Annotated in this window: 15 protein-coding genes; 8 read left to right on the top strand and 7 right to left on the bottom strand. The window is 61.1% G+C overall.

The genetic code is table 11. The features are described 5' to 3' along the window. Window positions 1–947: 947 nt before the first annotated feature. Window positions 948–2,684, top strand: coding sequence for an adenylate/guanylate cyclase domain-containing protein (locus tag NKI59_RS12525; protein WP_352704545.1), 1,737 nt, complete (start codon window positions 948–950; stop codon window positions 2,682–2,684). 187 nt (window positions 2,685–2,871) lie between these two features. Next, window positions 2,872–3,354 carry a GNAT family N-acetyltransferase gene (locus NKI59_RS12520; protein ID WP_352451965.1) on the top strand — a complete coding sequence of 161 codons (483 nt, stop codon included), beginning with the start codon at window positions 2,872–2,874 and terminating at the stop codon, window positions 3,352–3,354. A gap of 379 nt (window positions 3,355–3,733) precedes the next feature. Here the strand turns inward: NKI59_RS12520 and NKI59_RS12515 are convergent, their stop codons facing one another. From NKI59_RS12515 to NKI59_RS12495, 5 genes are all read right to left on the bottom strand, one after another. Next, the gene (locus NKI59_RS12515) at window positions 3,734–4,654 is read right to left on the bottom strand and encodes a phosphorylase family protein (protein WP_352704542.1); all 921 of its coding nucleotides are present in this window, start codon (window positions 4,652–4,654) and stop codon (window positions 3,734–3,736) included. Window positions 4,655–4,668: 14 nt separating this feature from the next. Beyond that, on the bottom strand, window positions 4,669–5,460 hold the full coding sequence (locus tag NKI59_RS12510) for an ABC transporter permease (protein ID WP_352451964.1): 792 nt from the start codon (window positions 5,458–5,460) through the stop codon (window positions 4,669–4,671). After that, entirely contained in the window at window positions 5,453–6,340 is an 888-nt protein-coding gene (locus NKI59_RS12505; RefSeq protein WP_352704540.1) for an ABC transporter permease, read from the bottom strand. Before NKI59_RS12505 ends, NKI59_RS12510 begins: the two co-directional genes overlap by 8 nt. Continuing rightward, a complete protein-coding gene (locus NKI59_RS12500) occupies window positions 6,337–7,374 on the bottom strand; it encodes an ABC transporter ATP-binding protein (protein ID WP_352454570.1) in 1,038 nt (345 codons plus the stop codon). Before NKI59_RS12500 ends, NKI59_RS12505 begins: the two co-directional genes overlap by 4 nt. A gap of 127 nt (window positions 7,375–7,501) precedes the next feature. After that, window positions 7,502–8,344 (bottom strand): ABC transporter substrate-binding protein, encoded by an 843-nt coding sequence (locus tag NKI59_RS12495; protein ID WP_352704601.1) that lies wholly within the window; start codon window positions 8,342–8,344, stop codon window positions 7,502–7,504. A gap of 343 nt (window positions 8,345–8,687) precedes the next feature. Between NKI59_RS12495 and NKI59_RS12490 the strand changes: the two genes are divergently transcribed. Further along, complete coding sequence (locus NKI59_RS12490) at window positions 8,688–9,737, top strand: LacI family DNA-binding transcriptional regulator (protein ID WP_352704538.1); 1,050 nt, start codon at window positions 8,688–8,690, stop codon at window positions 9,735–9,737. A 12-nt stretch (window positions 9,738–9,749) separates the two neighbouring features. Here NKI59_RS12490 and NKI59_RS12485 read toward each other — a convergent pair whose 3' ends face one another. Further along, entirely contained in the window at window positions 9,750–10,334 is a 585-nt protein-coding gene (locus NKI59_RS12485; RefSeq protein WP_352451959.1) for a TetR/AcrR family transcriptional regulator, read from the bottom strand. Window positions 10,335–10,441: 107 nt separating this feature from the next. Here NKI59_RS12485 and NKI59_RS12480 point away from each other — a divergent pair, with 107 nt between their 5' ends. The 3 genes from NKI59_RS12480 (at window position 10,442) to NKI59_RS12470 (ending at window position 13,296) form a co-directional block, all read left to right on the top strand. Continuing rightward, window positions 10,442–11,257, top strand: coding sequence for an oxidoreductase (locus NKI59_RS12480; RefSeq protein WP_352451958.1), 816 nt, complete (start codon window positions 10,442–10,444; stop codon window positions 11,255–11,257). 132 nt (window positions 11,258–11,389) lie between these two features. Further along, window positions 11,390–12,289 carry an alpha/beta fold hydrolase gene (locus NKI59_RS12475; protein ID WP_352704537.1) on the top strand — a complete coding sequence of 300 codons (900 nt, stop codon included), beginning with the start codon at window positions 11,390–11,392 and terminating at the stop codon, window positions 12,287–12,289. A 5-nt stretch (window positions 12,290–12,294) separates the two neighbouring features. Next, window positions 12,295–13,296 (top strand): NADP-dependent oxidoreductase, encoded by a 1,002-nt coding sequence (locus NKI59_RS12470; protein WP_352704535.1) that lies wholly within the window; start codon window positions 12,295–12,297, stop codon window positions 13,294–13,296. Here the strand turns inward: NKI59_RS12470 and NKI59_RS12465 are convergent. Next, window positions 13,289–14,218, bottom strand: coding sequence for a sugar kinase (locus NKI59_RS12465; RefSeq protein ID WP_352505788.1), 930 nt, complete (start codon window positions 14,216–14,218; stop codon window positions 13,289–13,291). The two genes, NKI59_RS12470 and NKI59_RS12465, sit on opposite strands and share 8 nt — an antisense overlap. Before the next feature lie 157 nt (window positions 14,219–14,375). Here NKI59_RS12465 and NKI59_RS12460 point away from each other — a divergent pair, with 157 nt between their 5' ends. Then, on the top strand, window positions 14,376–14,822 hold the full coding sequence (locus tag NKI59_RS12460) for a FixH family protein (RefSeq protein WP_352704599.1): 447 nt from the start codon (window positions 14,376–14,378) through the stop codon (window positions 14,820–14,822). A gap of 7 nt (window positions 14,823–14,829) precedes the next feature. Next, window positions 14,830–16,029 (top strand): cytochrome-c peroxidase, encoded by a 1,200-nt coding sequence (locus NKI59_RS12455; RefSeq protein ID WP_352577026.1) that lies wholly within the window; start codon window positions 14,830–14,832, stop codon window positions 16,027–16,029. The last annotated feature ends 63 nt before the right edge of the window (window positions 16,030–16,092 follow it).

Genomic DNA, 16,092 nt, shown 5'->3' with positions numbered 1-16,092 from the left:
GGAAAGGTCGTAGCCATTGGAGCGCATAGCGCCTGGCCGGGAGGCCGCCGCCAGCCAGACTTACGCGGCGCGTCGTTGAGCGAGGTGGAGACCCGAACGGGCTCGACGAGGGTCCACGGCGGTCACAATGTGGTGGTGGTGATCGCAGTAGACGCGATCCGGCGAAGTTGGCCCAGCACAAAAACGATAGCCGCCGGGTACTGACGGGTCTTCGCTCACCGGGAAGCGGCACTGATAGAGGCCTAGCTGAATGAGAGGGACGTCTCTCGAAGTTAGTCTGATATTTTCAGGCATGATGGTTTCCTAGTTCACAGCAATTGCCGGCTGACGGCCGCAGTGCGACCCGTCGGGGCGAGCTTCTCTCGTTTGGGAGGGCTACGGACTATATGGTGTTGGTAGCACCGTCAATGAAGCCCGACGCCCTGCTTCTGAAGCCAATAGTTTGCGACTTAAGGCCACACCCGCGAACGCATTGGCAATCTACCATCGTGTCCCCGAGGCACCCGCCCGCCGGTGTTTGTCGGCGGCGGGGCACTGGCTTGTGGCCCCCTATGAGACGCGCTCTGCCGACCCCCTCGTTCACAGTCCGGACCACCTCATGCCGGGTCGCTCTAGCCGCCAAAACCCAAATCACTCTAAGACGACCGAGTTCCGACCCTTGCAGTCGATCAGTTGCGAGCGTCGCATGACGCGATCTGACCCTGAGCTGCCCTTCGTCGGCCCATTTCACTGCCCGATAGCCGACATTCGCGGCACTCGGCACTGACCCCTTGCTGACCTTCTCCAAGACGAGCCCCAAGCGCAAGTCGTGGCCCCAGTGGGGACAATCGACAGGCGCGATCACCCTATGTAGCTGCTTGGCGATCGAGCCTCGAAGTCAACCTGATAGACTTTTGAAATGGGCGGCATAAAATTCGCTTTTCTGCTTTCAATGAAAGCAACGCGAAATGGCCGAAGAACGCGCCCAACGCCGCCTTGCCGCCATATTGGCTGCCGACGTGGTGGGCTACAGTCGACTTCTGGACCAGGACGAGCAAGGAACGTTGGCCGCTTTAAGGAGGAGGAGGAAGGAAATCCTCGAACCACTCGTCCGCGACCGTCATGGCCGTATTGTGAAACTGATGGGTGATGGCGTTCTGGTCGAGTTCGGAAGCGCGGTGAACGCCGTGTCATGCGCCGTGGACCTTCAGAAGCGGATGGCGGCCGCAAACGAGGGTGTGACCGCCGACCGGAGAATCTACCTGCATATCGGCATCAATCTGGGCGATGTCGTTGTCGAGGACGGCGATCTGTTCGGCGACGGCGTCATTGTCGCAGTGCGGCTCCAGGCAATGGCCGGGGCAGGAGACGTCTGTGTGTCCGGCAGCGTCTACGACCAAGTCAAGCGGAAGCTCGATTGCGGCTTCGACGAACTTGGTCCGCAAGCGATCAAGAACGTCACCGAACCAGTGTCTGTCTACCGGATCCGGCTGTCGACCGCATCGGACGATGGCGGGTTCGCGGAGAAAGCGCCTCTGCAGCTCCCCGCCAAGCCCTCCATTGCCGTCCTCCCCTTTACGAACATGAGCAATGATCCGGAGCAGGAGGCATTTGTCGATGGCCTCACCGAAGACTTGATCACGGATCTGTCGAGGACAAGCGAGTTGTTCGTCATCGCCAGCAACTCGGCATTTGCATACAAAGGCAGGCACGTGGATGTGCGTCGCATCGCGCGAGAACTGGGAGTTCGCCATCTTCTTGAAGGTAGTGCACGGCGGGCCGCTGGACGGGTGCGTATCAACGCCCAACTGATCGACGCGATCGCGGGTGACCACCTTTGGGCCGAAAGATTCGACCGGAGCCTAGAAGATATCTTCGCCGCTCAGGACGAGGTGACCGGCAAGATTGTCGAGGCTCTGGTTGGACGCCTGACCACCGCGCCGGCGCGCAACAGACCGAGCAACCTGGAGGCCTATGATCTCTGTGTGCGTGCCCGGGCCCTTGGCTTGCAAACCGCGCTCACCGCGAAAGAGGCCATTTTGCTGCTAGACCGGGCAATCGCGCTCGACCCGGAATACGCGGAGGCGCACCGTTGGCTGGCACTCAACCTCTGGCTGGGCTGGGAGTTCTGGGACGAACCGATGGACCCCAACCGCGCAAGAGCGCTCGCCGAAGCACAGCTGGCGGTCGAACTCGACCCGAACGACGCCGGGAACAGATGGGTATTGGGCGTCATACTTGGACATGAGAGTCGCTGGGTGGAATCGGATGCCGAATTCGATGCTGCCCACGAGTTGGACCCCAACCACGCCGACGCCTGGGCAATGCAGGCCGAGTTGACGACGGAAAAGGGCCAACCTGCCGAAGCCATAGAGCAGGTCCGCAGGGCACTGCGACTCAACCCTCACCCGCCCGGTTGGTATTACTGGATGTTGGGCCAGGCCCAATATGCCCTGGGCGACTACGAATCGGCGATCCAAACGCTGCGCAGGCCCGAAACCTATCGCACGACTTCACGACGCCTGCTTGCAGCAAGCCTTGCGCAACTTGGCCGTTTGGAGGAAGCGCGCTGGGAGGCGAAAATGTTCATGATAAGCAATCCGCACTTCACTATCCGGCACTGGTCGGATTCGCAGCCATTCCCAGCCGAAGACGTGCGCCGGCATATCGTGGAAGGTTATCGCATGGCGGGTCTGCCAGAATGACTGTCATTGGTTATACCTTCGGCCTGCTGTCGACAGGCGTCCCAAGGCTGCCGCAGCAGCGAATATTTTGGTCTTCTGACGGAACGAAATTCGCCATATCGTGCGTTTGTTTCGCCTCATGGCGTGCTTGAACATGGCCAGTGAAGACTTTCGGCACCGGATAGCGCGACGCGAGGACCTCGCCTCCATGATTGCGCTCATGGATGCAGCGATCTCCGAACTCCAGAAACCGTTTCTCGACGATGACCAGATCCGATCCAGCCGCGCAATCATGGGGCTGGACACGCAGCTTGTCGATGATGGCACCTATTTCGTCGTGGAGCACGAGGGCGTCCTGGCAGGCTGCGGTGGCTGGAGCCGGCGCACGACCATGTATGGTGGTGATCAGTCACCGGGACGCAACGCGGCACTGCTTGATCCAGCCACGGACGCGGCGCGTATCAGAGCCATGTATACGCATCCGGACTTTGTCCGGCGAGGCGTCGGCCGCCTTATCCTTTCGCTGTGTGAACGTGCCGCTAAGGCTGAGGGCTTTCGCCGTGCCGATCTGGCAGCCACGATGGCAGGAGAGCCGCTCTATCGAGCCTGCGGCTACCAACCCGCCGAGAAATTCGTCGATGACCGTGGCGGCGCTCCGGTTCCGATCCTGATGATGAGCAAGACGCTCTGAGCTACGCTCAAAGGCCACTCGCTCGCGGCCGGCATTCGCTCCGGCCAGTTTGGCAGGAGGAGGATGCTGGAGATTGAACCAGGCCATCTCGAACGAAACAGTACTTCGCCTGTACTTCCGCTCCATGGTCGAGTCGCGACCGACGTGGAGGTTTTCGCGAACGTCTCGAGATGGCGCACGTGGTCGGGTGGCGCGTTGAGTTTAACCGGATCAAACGACCATCCGCTTCGGGTCCGCATCAGGTCGTAGCGAGAACGACCGCAATGGTGAAGCGCCATGATTGTCAGCAAATGGCGCTCTGTGCTCATTCCCGCCGACTAATGCAGCGCCCTCGGGATCTTTGGTCGGCGGCAGAGCCTCAGCTATCTGGCGGGTTATCTCAGAACCGGCTGGAGCGTTCTTTCGGCTGAGGCGACTTCAAGCCGTGACAGGAGCATTCTGGATCAGCGGGAAGTCGCGCGGCGGTCTCCAGCGCGACCCGCGAGGCTGTCATGGAGAGACTGGGCAGCACGTCCTCCTGCAGCAATTTCTGGCGATTGCGATCCATATAGTCGTTGAAGCCCGCCGTCACTAACGCGCAAGGCACGAAACACGCGCCGATCTCGCGCGACAAGGTCGCCTCAGGGGCGATGGAATGGTTGAGTACATCCGCCCCCATGCCCCGATATGCCAAGGCTTCGGCAGGCGTTGTCAGCCGGGGCCCATAACAATGGGCAGCCACCAACTGCTGTTCGATGCCATAAACGCGGCATTCGGCTGGCCAATGACGGCGGGCCGTTTCGACCAGAACCGCCGCACATCTTGGACACACGATTTGCTTGCCCGAACAGTCAAAGCTCTGACGGTCAGGAAGCAGTGAAAACGGGGTCTGCGTCAGTTCAATGATATCGGCGGTCACCACCATGTCGCCCGGCTGGATCGCCTTGTTGACGGCGCCTACAGTCGAGCAGGCGAGAACTTGCCGTACACCCGCCCGCATCAATACCCAGAACGCGCGGCGATGGCAGGAATGGTCGATACGGTCGCGGGGATTGCCGTGCGAATACATGCACAGCGCGCGTTTTGCTCTCCCTTCCGCTGTGATCGACGCATCGAATTCGAGCAGCTTCCAGTTGTCGGTGCGACCGAAAGGTGTTTCAAAACTCATGTCGCGCCGCAAGGTGCGCACACCATCGAATTCGACATCTTCCGGGAAGGCAAGCCCCCAGTTTGCCGACCCGGTGATGATGGCCAACCCTACCTGAGGGATGTCCGTCGAATGATCCGTCAGATCGTCGGCTGCATGGTAATTGGTGGGCATGTTTCCAGTCTCGGTCAGGATTTTTGGCGAAGGGTCACAATCAGGACCACGGCCACGACGATGACGGTCCACAATGTCGAGATCGCCGCAATGGTCGGATCGATCTGATCGCGCAGCGACAGGAACATAAGCTTCGGCATCGTGCTGTTGCGACCGCTTGCGATGAAGATCGAAATCACGGACTCGTCGAGCGAAGTCAGGAACGCCATCAATGTCGCCGACAGCAAGCTGATCCGAAGTTGCGGAACGATGATTCCGCCAATGGACCTGGCCCAGTTTGCACCGAGGCTGCGCGCCGCCTGAACCTGGTTCCAGTCAAAGCGGGCGACAGCGGGTAGCAACACAATGCAGGCGACCGGAACTGCCAGCACCACATGTCCGACCAGCACACCGAATAGCGTTCCGATCAGATGTTGTGCGGCCAACACAAAGAAGAGACCGATCGCAAGCAGGATACCTGGGGTGATCGAGGGGGTCAGCAGGACGCTCTGGATGGCCGCAGCGGTCTTTCCGCCCAGCCGATTCATTGAAATGCAGGCGAGCAGCGCGAAAGGCACCGTGATCGACGCCGTCAAAGTCCCAAGGATCAAACTCGTTCTGAGCGCGGCCATCCACGTTGCCGAGCCGAAGAAGTTCTCGTACCAGCGCAACGAGTAGGCGTGCGGCGGAAACTCGAGGAGATTCGACGCCGAAAAGGAAAGCGGCACCACCACGAGCGTCGGCAGCATCAGAAATGCCATGACAAGAGCGGCAAAGCTCCAGAGCAAAATGCGGGCGAGCCTGTTTTGCGGATAGGCTTCAAGCATGGGAGGCTTCCACGGTGTTCTGGGCCACCAGGCGGCGTGCCGCCAGCAACATCACACCGATCAGCGCCATAAGAACGAGGAGCAGAATGCCCAGGACGCTTGCCGACCCCCAGTCCTGAAAGGTCGATAGTGTACGCTCGATCCGGGTAGAGAGCGGATTTACCTTGCCGCCGCCAAGCACCGCCGGCGTGATGAAAAAACCTATGGCGTAGATGAGGACGATGATCGAACCCGAGAAGATGCCGCCCGCCGAAAGCGGCATAATGACTGTGCGGATGACCTGCCTGAGAGTGGCTCCCATGCTCGCAGCCGCGCGAATGAGATTTGGGTCGATATCGCGCATCGCAGCATAAACAGGCAGCAGAAAAAGTGGCAGCATGTAGTGCACCATGCCGATGAGCGTTCCCGTGAAGTTGTAGACCAGCGGCAATGGCTCCGCCGTCAGGCCTGAACCGGTCAAAGCCGCGTTGATCAGGCCGTCGCGCCGCAAGAGCACGAGCCAACCATAGGTACGCACCAGAATAGAGGTCCACAGCGGCAGCATGACGAACGCCATGAGCACGTTGGCCAGCCTTGGTCTGACGCTGGCCAGAGCCAGCGCCAGAGGGGTACCGAGAACAATGCAGACCGCCAGCGTACCCAAGGATAGTTCGAGGGTCGTGACGAGCGCCGACCACGTCAGTCCGCTCGAAAGGACCTTCTCGTAGTTGCCGACGGAGTACTCGCCCCCGGTGGTCAGGAAGGATTGCCGGATGATCCAAAGGATGGGCAGTATCGCCGCCAGTCCAACGATGAACAGCGCCGGGAGCGAAAGTGAAAGAAAAAACCGCCGCTCGCGCCGCGCATCCGCCGCGAGCGCCGGGTCCCGGACGACGGTCACGCCATCGCTCCCGGTATCGCGTGAACCTTCGCTGCCGGTGCATATGCGGTCATCCGCTGACCGGCGGCAAGCTCGGCGCAGCCGCCGGCCAGCGCTGCCGGAATGCAGACAAGAACCTCTTGCCCGCCGTCAAGCGCCAGCGTCAAAAGCCAGTTCTCGCCGCGGAACGCTTTGGCGCGCAGTATTCCTTCGAGAGCCACTCCGTCTCCCCCGACGAGCTTCGCATCAAGATGGAAGCTTTCGGCGCGGATCATCAGAGTTTCGCGTGATGCTTCGGCGCCGTCGATTCTGCGCGCTGAGCCCGGGGCCACAATGTTGGCCTCGCCCATGAACTCCGCGACGAAGCGGGTCGATGGACGATCATAAATCCGCTGCGGCGTATCTATCTGCTGGATGCGGCCAGAATTCATCACCGCAATCCGGTCAGACATAATCAGCGCTTCGCGCTGGTCGTGGGTTACATAGATCGTGGTGATCCGTAGATGATCATGCAGACGCCGGATCTCATACTGCATGGTCTCGCGCAGGTTCTTGTCGAGCGCCGACAGCGGCTCGTCCATCAACATCACGCGCGGTTCGAAGACGATAGCCCGCGCCAATGCCACCCGTTGACGTTGGCCGCCGGATAGTGCGGCAATATTGCGCTCCGCCAGACCATCCAGCTTCACGCGGGCCAAGGTATCAAGCGCCCGCTGACGCGCCTCCGCTCTCGGTACCTTGCGCAGCACCAGCGGATACGCGACGTTCGCCAGGACATTCATGTGGGGAAACAAGGCGTAATTCTGGAATACTATGCCGATGTCTCGTTTGTTGGGCGGCAGGCGGGTGATGTCTCGATCGCCCAAGAAAAGTTTACCGGAATCCGGCCGGACAAAACCGGCCAGAGCCATGAGTAACGTGGTCTTGCCCGATCCCGATGGCCCTAGCAGCGTGAGGAATTCGCCAGCCTGAATGTCGAGCGAAACATCATCCAGTGCGACGTAGGACCCATAAGCCTTGTGCACGCTTTCGATGGTGATCGCGAGCGACTTCATGATGTGCTCCAGCCTTAAAGCGCGTCGCGTTCGACCGGCTTCACGCGACGCGCTTTAGGTTCTTGTTTTCATGCATGTCGTTGTCGCGCGCTGCACATTTTTGCGCGACATGCGTCAGAGCTGAGAGTCAGCGAGCCATCATTTCATCGAAGGCTCTTTGGGCAGCCTCGCCATTCTTGACCCACCATTCTGAATTGGAAAACACCGAAGTGCCAGCATTTTCAGGCGCGGTCGCAAGGGTCTTCAGACGGTCCTCGGGAATAAGGCCACCCTCATATGCCGCAGGATTGACTGGGCCGTAGGCAATGAAATCGGTCAGCTTGGCAACCCGCGCGGGCTGCGTCATCGCTGCGATGAGCTTCATCGCGGCTTCCTTGTTCGGCGCTCCCTTCGGCACCCCAAGACAGTCCGTGCCGATGACCGAACCCTTGAACGTGTAGTCAGCCGCGCCGCCATCTGCTTTCACGGTTTGGGCGCGTCCGTTCCAGGTAATGACCAAATCCGCCTCACCGTCTTTCAGCAACTGCGCGGACTGGGCGCCCGAGGTCCACCACACGGCGACATCTGGTTTGATCGCTTCAAGCCGCTTGATGGCGCGCTCTAGCCCTTCCGGGGTGCTGAGCACGGAATAGACGTCCGCCGGTGCCACGCCATCGGAGAGAAGCGCGATCTCGATCGAGTCTTGCGCATTGGCGCGCAACGCGCGACGGCCAGAAAATTTGGCAACATCCCAGAATTCCGCCCACGTCTTCGGCGGGTTCTCGCCATAGGTCTTGGTGTTCCACGACATGACGGTGCCATAGGAGTCAAACGGATAGCAGTAGTCGGACTTCGCACCCTCCGGCACGGATTTCGGATCGATGATCTTGTAGTCGAGCGGCTCCAGCAGCGATTGTGCGGCCGCCTGGGCACCTTCCGGCGAACCCAGGTGAATGACGTCGGTCGTGACCGCACCCGAGGTGACCTGCATCTTCAAGGCGGCCAGGCCGTCGCTTAGGGTCTCCTCGCGGACATCATACCAAGCTCTTTTGCAGCCGGGCCCCACATGGCGTCCTTCATGGCGTTACCATAATCCCCACCTGCGGTCGTGATGGTGACCGTCTGCGCATGAACGGGCAGGGCAGCCGAGATTGCGAATGCTGTTAAGGAAATGCGTAGCCAGGACATAGGTTCTCCTCCCCAACTTTATCAAACATCGCTCAAAAGAGCCATTATTTTTGTAATCGTAACGTTACGATTGCATCTCAATGCACTGGAGTCAAGCTGCTTCCTACGGGAGTTCGATTGACCGGGATGTCGAATTCGGTAACGTTATGGCGGTCAGCAAATCAGCCGGCGCTTTCGCAAATGAAGTCGGGCGAACAATGGCCAATCTAAAGCAGATCGCCGCGGAACTTTCGCTCTCGGTGACCACGGTTTCCCGCGCTCTGAAAGATGGACCGGAAGTGCAGCCCTCGACCATAGCCCGCGTCAAGGAGGCGGCTAAGCGGGTCGGCTATTTACCAAATCATCATGGTCGCGCGCTCAAAACCGGTCGAACGCAGACGCTGACGGCCGTACTCCCGATGGAAACACGAGACCATCTGTCCGATCTGTTGAAGCTTCCTTTAATCGAAGGCATGACGCTGGCGGCGCGGCAAGCCGGTTATAGTCTGTCCATCTATTCCACCACTCCCGACGACGATCCCGTTGAGAGTGTGCAGCGGCAGCTTCAGGCGCACAGCGCAGACGGCCTGATCATCACGCGCCTGATGTCGGCTGATCCGCGCGTCAAGCTGCTGCTGGATAAACGCATGCCGTTCGTTGCGTTTGGAAGAACCGACCTGGATATCGCGTATCCTTATGTCGATGTCGATAATGAACAGATTGCCTACGAGGCGACCCGGCGGCTCATGGATAAGGGCTGTCGACGCATTGCGCTGCAACTTCTCGTTCCGGAGGACCAGACGAGTGCTATGCGTCTTGCCGGGTATGGAAGGGCAATGGCCGAGGCCGGTATTCCGATCGACCAATCGCTGATCGGTCATGGCATGTTCACCATGGAATCGAGCGCAGGCTGGTTCGATCGCTTGCTGGCGTCATCAGATCCGCCAACGGGCTTGGCGTGCGCCAACGAACTGGGCCTTCTGGGAGCGTTGCACGCTCTCGGCAAGCGGGATCTTACACCAGGCCGCGACGTCCACATCGTCACCCGTGACAGCACGCGGCTGGCACGCTTCCTGCCGGCAAAGATCGGAGTTCATTCCGTGGATATGGCGGGTGTTGGACGCAAACTTATCGAAGTCCTGGTTAGCCGGATCATCAATCCGCTTGGGCCGGTGGAGACAGTCTTGGTGCAAGGCAGATTCGAGCCGGCCGAATAATCCGGGCTGCCATCAGGAGGCCACCTCGTCTTGAACCGGCCGGATCAGCGCCTTTGCGGCAGCTGCTCCCGCCGCTAGGATACGATCCGACAATTCCGTTCCTTCCACGGCGCGTGCGAGTTGAAGCGCGCCGATGAGCGTTGCAAACATGCCCAACGCAGCGCCCTCGGGATCGTTCGTCTGCGGCAGAGCTTCAGCTATCTGGCGCACCAGGGATTGAGCGCGCTCGGCATAGAGGGCTCGCGTTTCAGGCGGCTGCCGCGCGATTTCCGGCAACAACGCGGCCGAAGCGCAACCCTTTCCAGGATTGTCCCGGTGCTCGGCCGATAGATACGTCTCTATGGCCATTTCCGGACCGCCGGCGGCCAATGCTTCCTGCACTTCATGCGACTGCGCGTCCAAGGCCGCCGCCACGCTTTCACGGACGAGCTCCGCCTTCGACTGGAAGTGCGGATAGAAGGCGCCGTTCGTCAGCCCGGCGTCGCTCATGATGGTTGCCAGCCCGGACGCCGCGATGCCGTCAGATCGAAAACGTTCGGCGGCGACCTCCATGATCCGGCTGCGTGACGCGTCTTTTCGGCCCTTTTCGTAGCGCATGGTCTTTCTTTCCTGTCCTGCTATTGCATTATGCTCATAATCTGATATTACGACCATAATTCAATTTGTGGAAATAAGCTAGACCTCTCGAACCTGGAACATCAAAAATGAATGGGAATTCTGAAAAAACCGCAATCGTGACCGGAGCCTCCTCCGGCATCGGCCGCGCCAGCGCCGAGGCCTTGGCGCGGGCGGGTTTCACTGTCTTCGGGACAAGTCGCCGCAAGACCAGTAATGGTCCGGGCGGAGTGACCATGCTGGCATGCGACGTGACCGATGATGCGGCCGTCAATGCGCTCGTTGCCACCGTGCTCGCGCAGACCGGCCGGATCGACCTCCTGGTCAACAATGCCGGTGTCGGTCTGCTAGGAGGCGCCGAGGAATCCTCGGTCGCCCAGGTACAAGCCCTGTTCGACGTCAATCTGTTCGGCGTCATGCGAATGACCAATGCGGTGTTGCCGTCGATGCGGCGGCGCGGCGAAGGGCGCATCATCAATATCGGCTCCATTCTGGGACTGGTACCCGCGCCATACTCAGCTCATTACTCGGCGGTCAAGCACGCGCTCGAAGGCTATTCGGAATCGCTCGACCACGAGGTGCGCGCCTTCAACGTCCGCGTTTCCGTCATCGAGCCGGCATTCGTCCGCACCGTCTTCGACCAGAACGGCATCGAGCCGGATTCGCTGTTGAAGGAATACGATCGGGCTCGAGCCGGGCTCAAGGCGCTGCTGGGCGATGTGATGCCCAAAGCCGATCGGCCGGAAGTGGTGGCGGATGTGGTTGTCAAGGCAGCGACCGATGCCCGCCCGCGACGGCGCTATACCGCTGGCAACGCAGCGCGCCAGGTCAGCCTGCTGCGCCGCTTTGCCCCCGCGGGGATTTTCGACAAGAGCCTGCGCAAGCAGTTCCGACTGCCGGTCTGAACAACGGCGAGCCAGAGGATTTCACGCACATGCGACTAGCAACTACGACACATTTGGCCAGGCCCTACGAAACGGAGGCGCCAAGCATGACACATAGATCCAATCGGTCGCCGCGTTCACCGGCGTTGTTCCATGACGCGCCAACGCTCCGTCGATGTCGGCGGCATAGCTTTTGCGTACAGGGAACTCGGGCCCAGGACGGGCGTGCCAGTGATCCTGCTCAACCATCTGGCTGCTCAGCTGGACAATTTTGATCCGCGCATCGTCGATGGCCTCGCTGCGACCCGGCGGGTAATTGCCTTCGACAATCGCGGCATCGGTGCTTCGGGTGGCAAAACTCCGTCGACCATTTCCGGCATGGCGCGGGATGCAATCGCCTTTGTCCGGGCGCTGGGGTTCGAAGAAGTCGATCTCTTCGGCTTTTCACTCGGCGGCTTCGTGGCGCAAGAGATTGTGCTGACCGAGCCCAAGCTTGTGCGCAAACTCATCCTGGCTGGCACGGGGCCGGCCGGTGGGCAAGGCATCGACAAGGTGACGCCGCTGACGATCGTGGACATGATCAAGGGCGCGCTGACTTTTCGGGATCCGAAGTACTATCTCTTCTTCACAAGAACGCCGAATGGGCGCCGCGCCGCAAACGCATTTCTGGAACGGCTGAAGGAGCGCCGGAACAACCGGGACAAGGCGATATCGCTGAGCGCGTTCGGCGCGCAACTCAAGGCGATCAAGGCCTACGGACTCCAGGCGCCACAAGACCTGAGCACCATCCGCATTCCCACTTTGGTTGCGAATGGCGACCAGGACAGGATGGTGCCGAGCAGCAATACCTACGATCTCGCCGGGCGTATCCCTGGGGCGCATCTGGTCATCTACCCGGATGCCGGGCATGGCGGGGTATTTCAGAACTACGCCGATTTTGTCCCGAAGGCGCTGTCCTTCCTCGAGGCTGAGGCCTTGCCGCAGGGCGGCCATGCAGCTGAAAACGTTCGGCTTGTTTCGTCCCGAACAGCAACAGACATTCTTAGAAAGTAACTGCCATGAAGGCATTCGTTGTCGATAAGTATAATAAAAAGGGCACCCTGCGGCTGGCCGAAATGCCGGAGCCGGAGCTCCAGGACAGCGATGTCTTGGTCGAGGTCCATGCCGCAGGGGTGAACCTGCTCGATTCCAAGGTCAAAACCGGAGAATTCAAGCTCATCCTGCCCTATCGCCGGCCCTTCATCCTGGGCCACGACGTGGCTGGGAAGGTTATCCGCGTGGGATCGAAAGTCAGCAAGTTCAAGGCCGGCGACGAGGTCTATGCGCGGCCGCGCGACGGCCGGATTGGGACATTCGCCGAATTCATTGCCGTGAATGAGGCCGACGTAGCCTTGAAGCCCGAGAATCTCAGTATGGAAGAGGCGGCGTCGATTCCCCTGGTCGGTCTCACCGCCTGGCAGACGCTCATCGAACGGGCAAACCTGAAGAAGGGGCAGAAGGTCTTCATTCAGGCTGGTTCCGGCGGCGTCGGGACATTTGCTATTCAGTTGGCCAAGCACCTCGGCGCGACCGTTGCGACAACCGCGAGCGCGGCGAGTGCCGATCTGGTCAAAAGTCTCGGCGCCGATGTCGTCGTCGACTACAGGAAAGACGACTTCGAGAAAGTTCTGTCGGGCTACGATGTCGTCTTGAACAGCCAGGACGCCAAGACACTGGAAGAATCCCTGAGCGTGCTGAAACCGGGTGGCAAGCTCATCTCCATCTCCGGTCCACTGGATGCCGAATTTGCCAGGGAAAAGGGACTGAACTTGATGCTGAGGCTGGTGCTGCGCTTCCTGAGTCGCGGAATTCGGGCCAAAGCCAAGCGCCGTGGTGTGCAGTTTTCGTTCCTTTTCATGTGGGCGCAGGGCGATCAGCTGAGCAAAATCACCGCTCTCATCGAAGCCGGCGCGATCCGCCCGGTTGTGGATCGGGTCTTTCCATTCGAAGCGACCAATGACGCCTTGGCCTATGTCGAAACAGGACGCGCCAAGGGCAAGGTCGTCATCAAGGTCAGATAGCAGTTGCCTCGAACGCAGCCTTGAGCGTCTCGAACGGCGCCAGGGCGCCGCGCACCTGCACGACGGCGGCGGCGACGCGATGGGCGCGCAGCACCGCCTCTGCCGGGGCATGGCCGGCAAGGCGGGCGGCGAGGTAGGCGCCGTTGAAGGAGTCGCCGGCGCCGGTGGTGTCGACCGGCGCGGCGACATGCACCGCCGGAACCGATTGCAAGGTTCCGTTTTGCGCGATCAGCGCCGGTTCCTCACCGTTCTTGACGACGACTTCGCCGGCCAGCTTTCGCAGCCGTTCGGCTGTTTTCTGCGGTGTCGTATCACCAAACAGCATCTGCTCGTCGGGAAAGGTCGGGAGCGCGATGTCGGCGACGGCGAGTGCCTCGAGGATCGCGGCCTGCGCGTCCTCGCGCCGGCGCCACAGCCGCGGCCGGTAATTGGGATCGAAGGCAATCAGCGAGCCGGCCGCGCGCGCCGTGGCCACGGCCGTCAGCAGTACCTTGCGTGGAGCCTCGTCGAGGATTGCCAAAGTGATTCCGGAAAAATAGACAAGCGCCTGGTTTTCAAGGCTTTTCTGCAAAGCGGCTGGGTCCGAAGCCAACTGCCTTGCGGCCGCATCGGCCCGCCAATAGGTGAAAGAACGTTCGGCGCCGGTCAGCGTGATCGCATAGAGGCCGGGGCGGGCGCCCGCTATCACCGGGCTGGCGCCGATGCCGATGCCGTTCTCGGCCAGGAACTTGATCTGGTCCCGTGAGAACGGGTCGTCGCCGAAGGCCGACACATAGGTCGCTGGCCGCTCGCCGCTCAAGGCATGCAGCGCCCACAAAGTGTTGAACGTGTCGCCGGCAAAGCCCATGCGCCAGTTCGGCCCGGCCTGGCCCGAAAGCTCTAGCATGCACTCGCCGATCGAGGCGATGCCGTTTCCTGCCATGAAGCACTCCTCCATCCTGCAATTGCGGTGCTGTAGCTTTTTGCAGCCGGCAGCGCCATGCTTGGTGACGGCGGATTCTTGCACTGGGCGCGATTTCCCACAGGGGCGTGGGACGCGATCTGCCCAGCGAAACGTTATCCGCAGAACAGGAATGGGTTTGGCATCGTTATGGCGTTATCTTCTTGGAGGCCTCGGCTTGGCTGCCTTACTCGCCGGCGTGCTGGCAATCGTCGATCTGACGGCGCCGCATGCACCGCAACCAAGTTCGGATGTCGGCCGTTCCAAGACGACGGCGAACAAGCTGTTCGTGGCGACTTTCGAGCCCGAGAAAGGCGTCATCCGGCAGGGCGAACTGGAATCCTGGCTGCTCACGCTCAAAACCGTCGAGGGTGCGCCGGTGGAAGGTGCTGCGATAACGATTTCCGGCGGCATGCCGCAGCACAAGCACGGTCTGCCGACCAGCCCGCAGGCGACCGATTACCTCGGCGCGGGGTGCTATCGCATCGACGGGGTCAAATTCACGATGAGCGGGTGGTGGCAATTGCATTTTGCCATTTCCGCTGCGGCCGGTTCGGACACTGTCGTCTTCAATGTGGTGCTGTGAGCCACTGATGAGCCGGTTTCCCAGTCTTCTCGCGTTGCTGGTGGTGGCCGTGCTTGCCGGCTGCGGCAGACCGGAGTTTTCCGATGCCGAAAAGCAGACCATCGCCTCGCTGGCGCTGTCCAAGCTGCCGCCGCTGAAGCCCGATACCACCAATCGCTTCGCCGATGTGCCGGCCGCCGCGGCACTCGGCTCGACGCTGTTTTTCGACACCGGGATGAGCGGCGACGGCACGGTATCGTGCTCGACCTGCCACAAGATCGACCGGCAGTTCCAGGACGACCTGCCGCAAGCGGTCGGCGTCGGCCGCACCAACCGTCGTACCATGCCGTTGGCCGGCGTCGCGCATGATCCCTGGTTCTTCTGGGACGGGCGGCGCGACAGCCTGTGGGCGCAAGCGCTGACACCGCTCGAAAATCCGCTGGAGCAGGCCGGCAACCGCGCCGCCTTCGCGCATTACATCAAGGCCCGCTTCGGCGAGCGCTACGAGCGCATCTTCGGGCCGCTGCCGGACCTTTCGGGCGTGCCGGCCAATGCCGGCCCGCTCGGCACCGATGCCGAGAAGGCGGCCTGGAACGCCATGCCCGCCAGCCAAGCCGAGGACGTCAACCGCGTCTTTGCCAATATCGGCAAGGCGATCGCTGCCTTCGAGCGCTCGATCGCGCCGCCGCAGACACGCTTCGACCGCTTTGCCATCGACCTGGCTGCGGGCGCCGAGCCGAAAGGCGGCGCCGCCTTTTCGCCGGAGGAAATCCTCGGCCTGAAGCTGTTCATCGGCAAGGCCAATTGCGTGACCTGCCACAATGGCCCGCGTTTTACCGACGGCAGCTTCCACAACACCGGCGTGCCGCCGGTCGCGGGCCTGCCGCCGGATCGCGGCCGCGTCGAGGCGGTGGCGCAGGTCGAGGCCGATCCGTTCAACTGTTTCGGCGCCTTTCGCGACGGCGATGCCAGCGCCTGCCGCGAGTTGCGCTTCATGGTCAAGACCGGGCCGGAACTCGTCCGCGCCTACAAGACGCCGTCGCTGCGCGGTGGCGCCACCCGTCCGCCCTACATGCATGCCGGGCAGTTTTCCTCGCTGGACGAGGTGGTGGCGCATTATTCGAAGGCGCCGGCAAGTGTCGAGGGTGTGTCGGAGGTCCACCCGCTGCAGCTTTCGGACCGCGAGCGCGCGGCGCTGGTGGCATTTCTGAAGACGCTGGCGGAGTGAGGTTGGCGGGGTAGCGATCCTTCGCGCCCCCCTGTGTCCTGCCGGACATCTCCCCCTCTAGTG

The sequence above is a fragment of the Mesorhizobium sp. M0598 genome (assembly GCF_040320865.1).
Taxonomy (GTDB): domain Bacteria; phylum Pseudomonadota; class Alphaproteobacteria; order Rhizobiales; family Rhizobiaceae; genus Mesorhizobium.
Note: the sequence above shows the minus strand (reverse complement) of the source record. Positions and strands in the feature narration are given on the sequence as shown.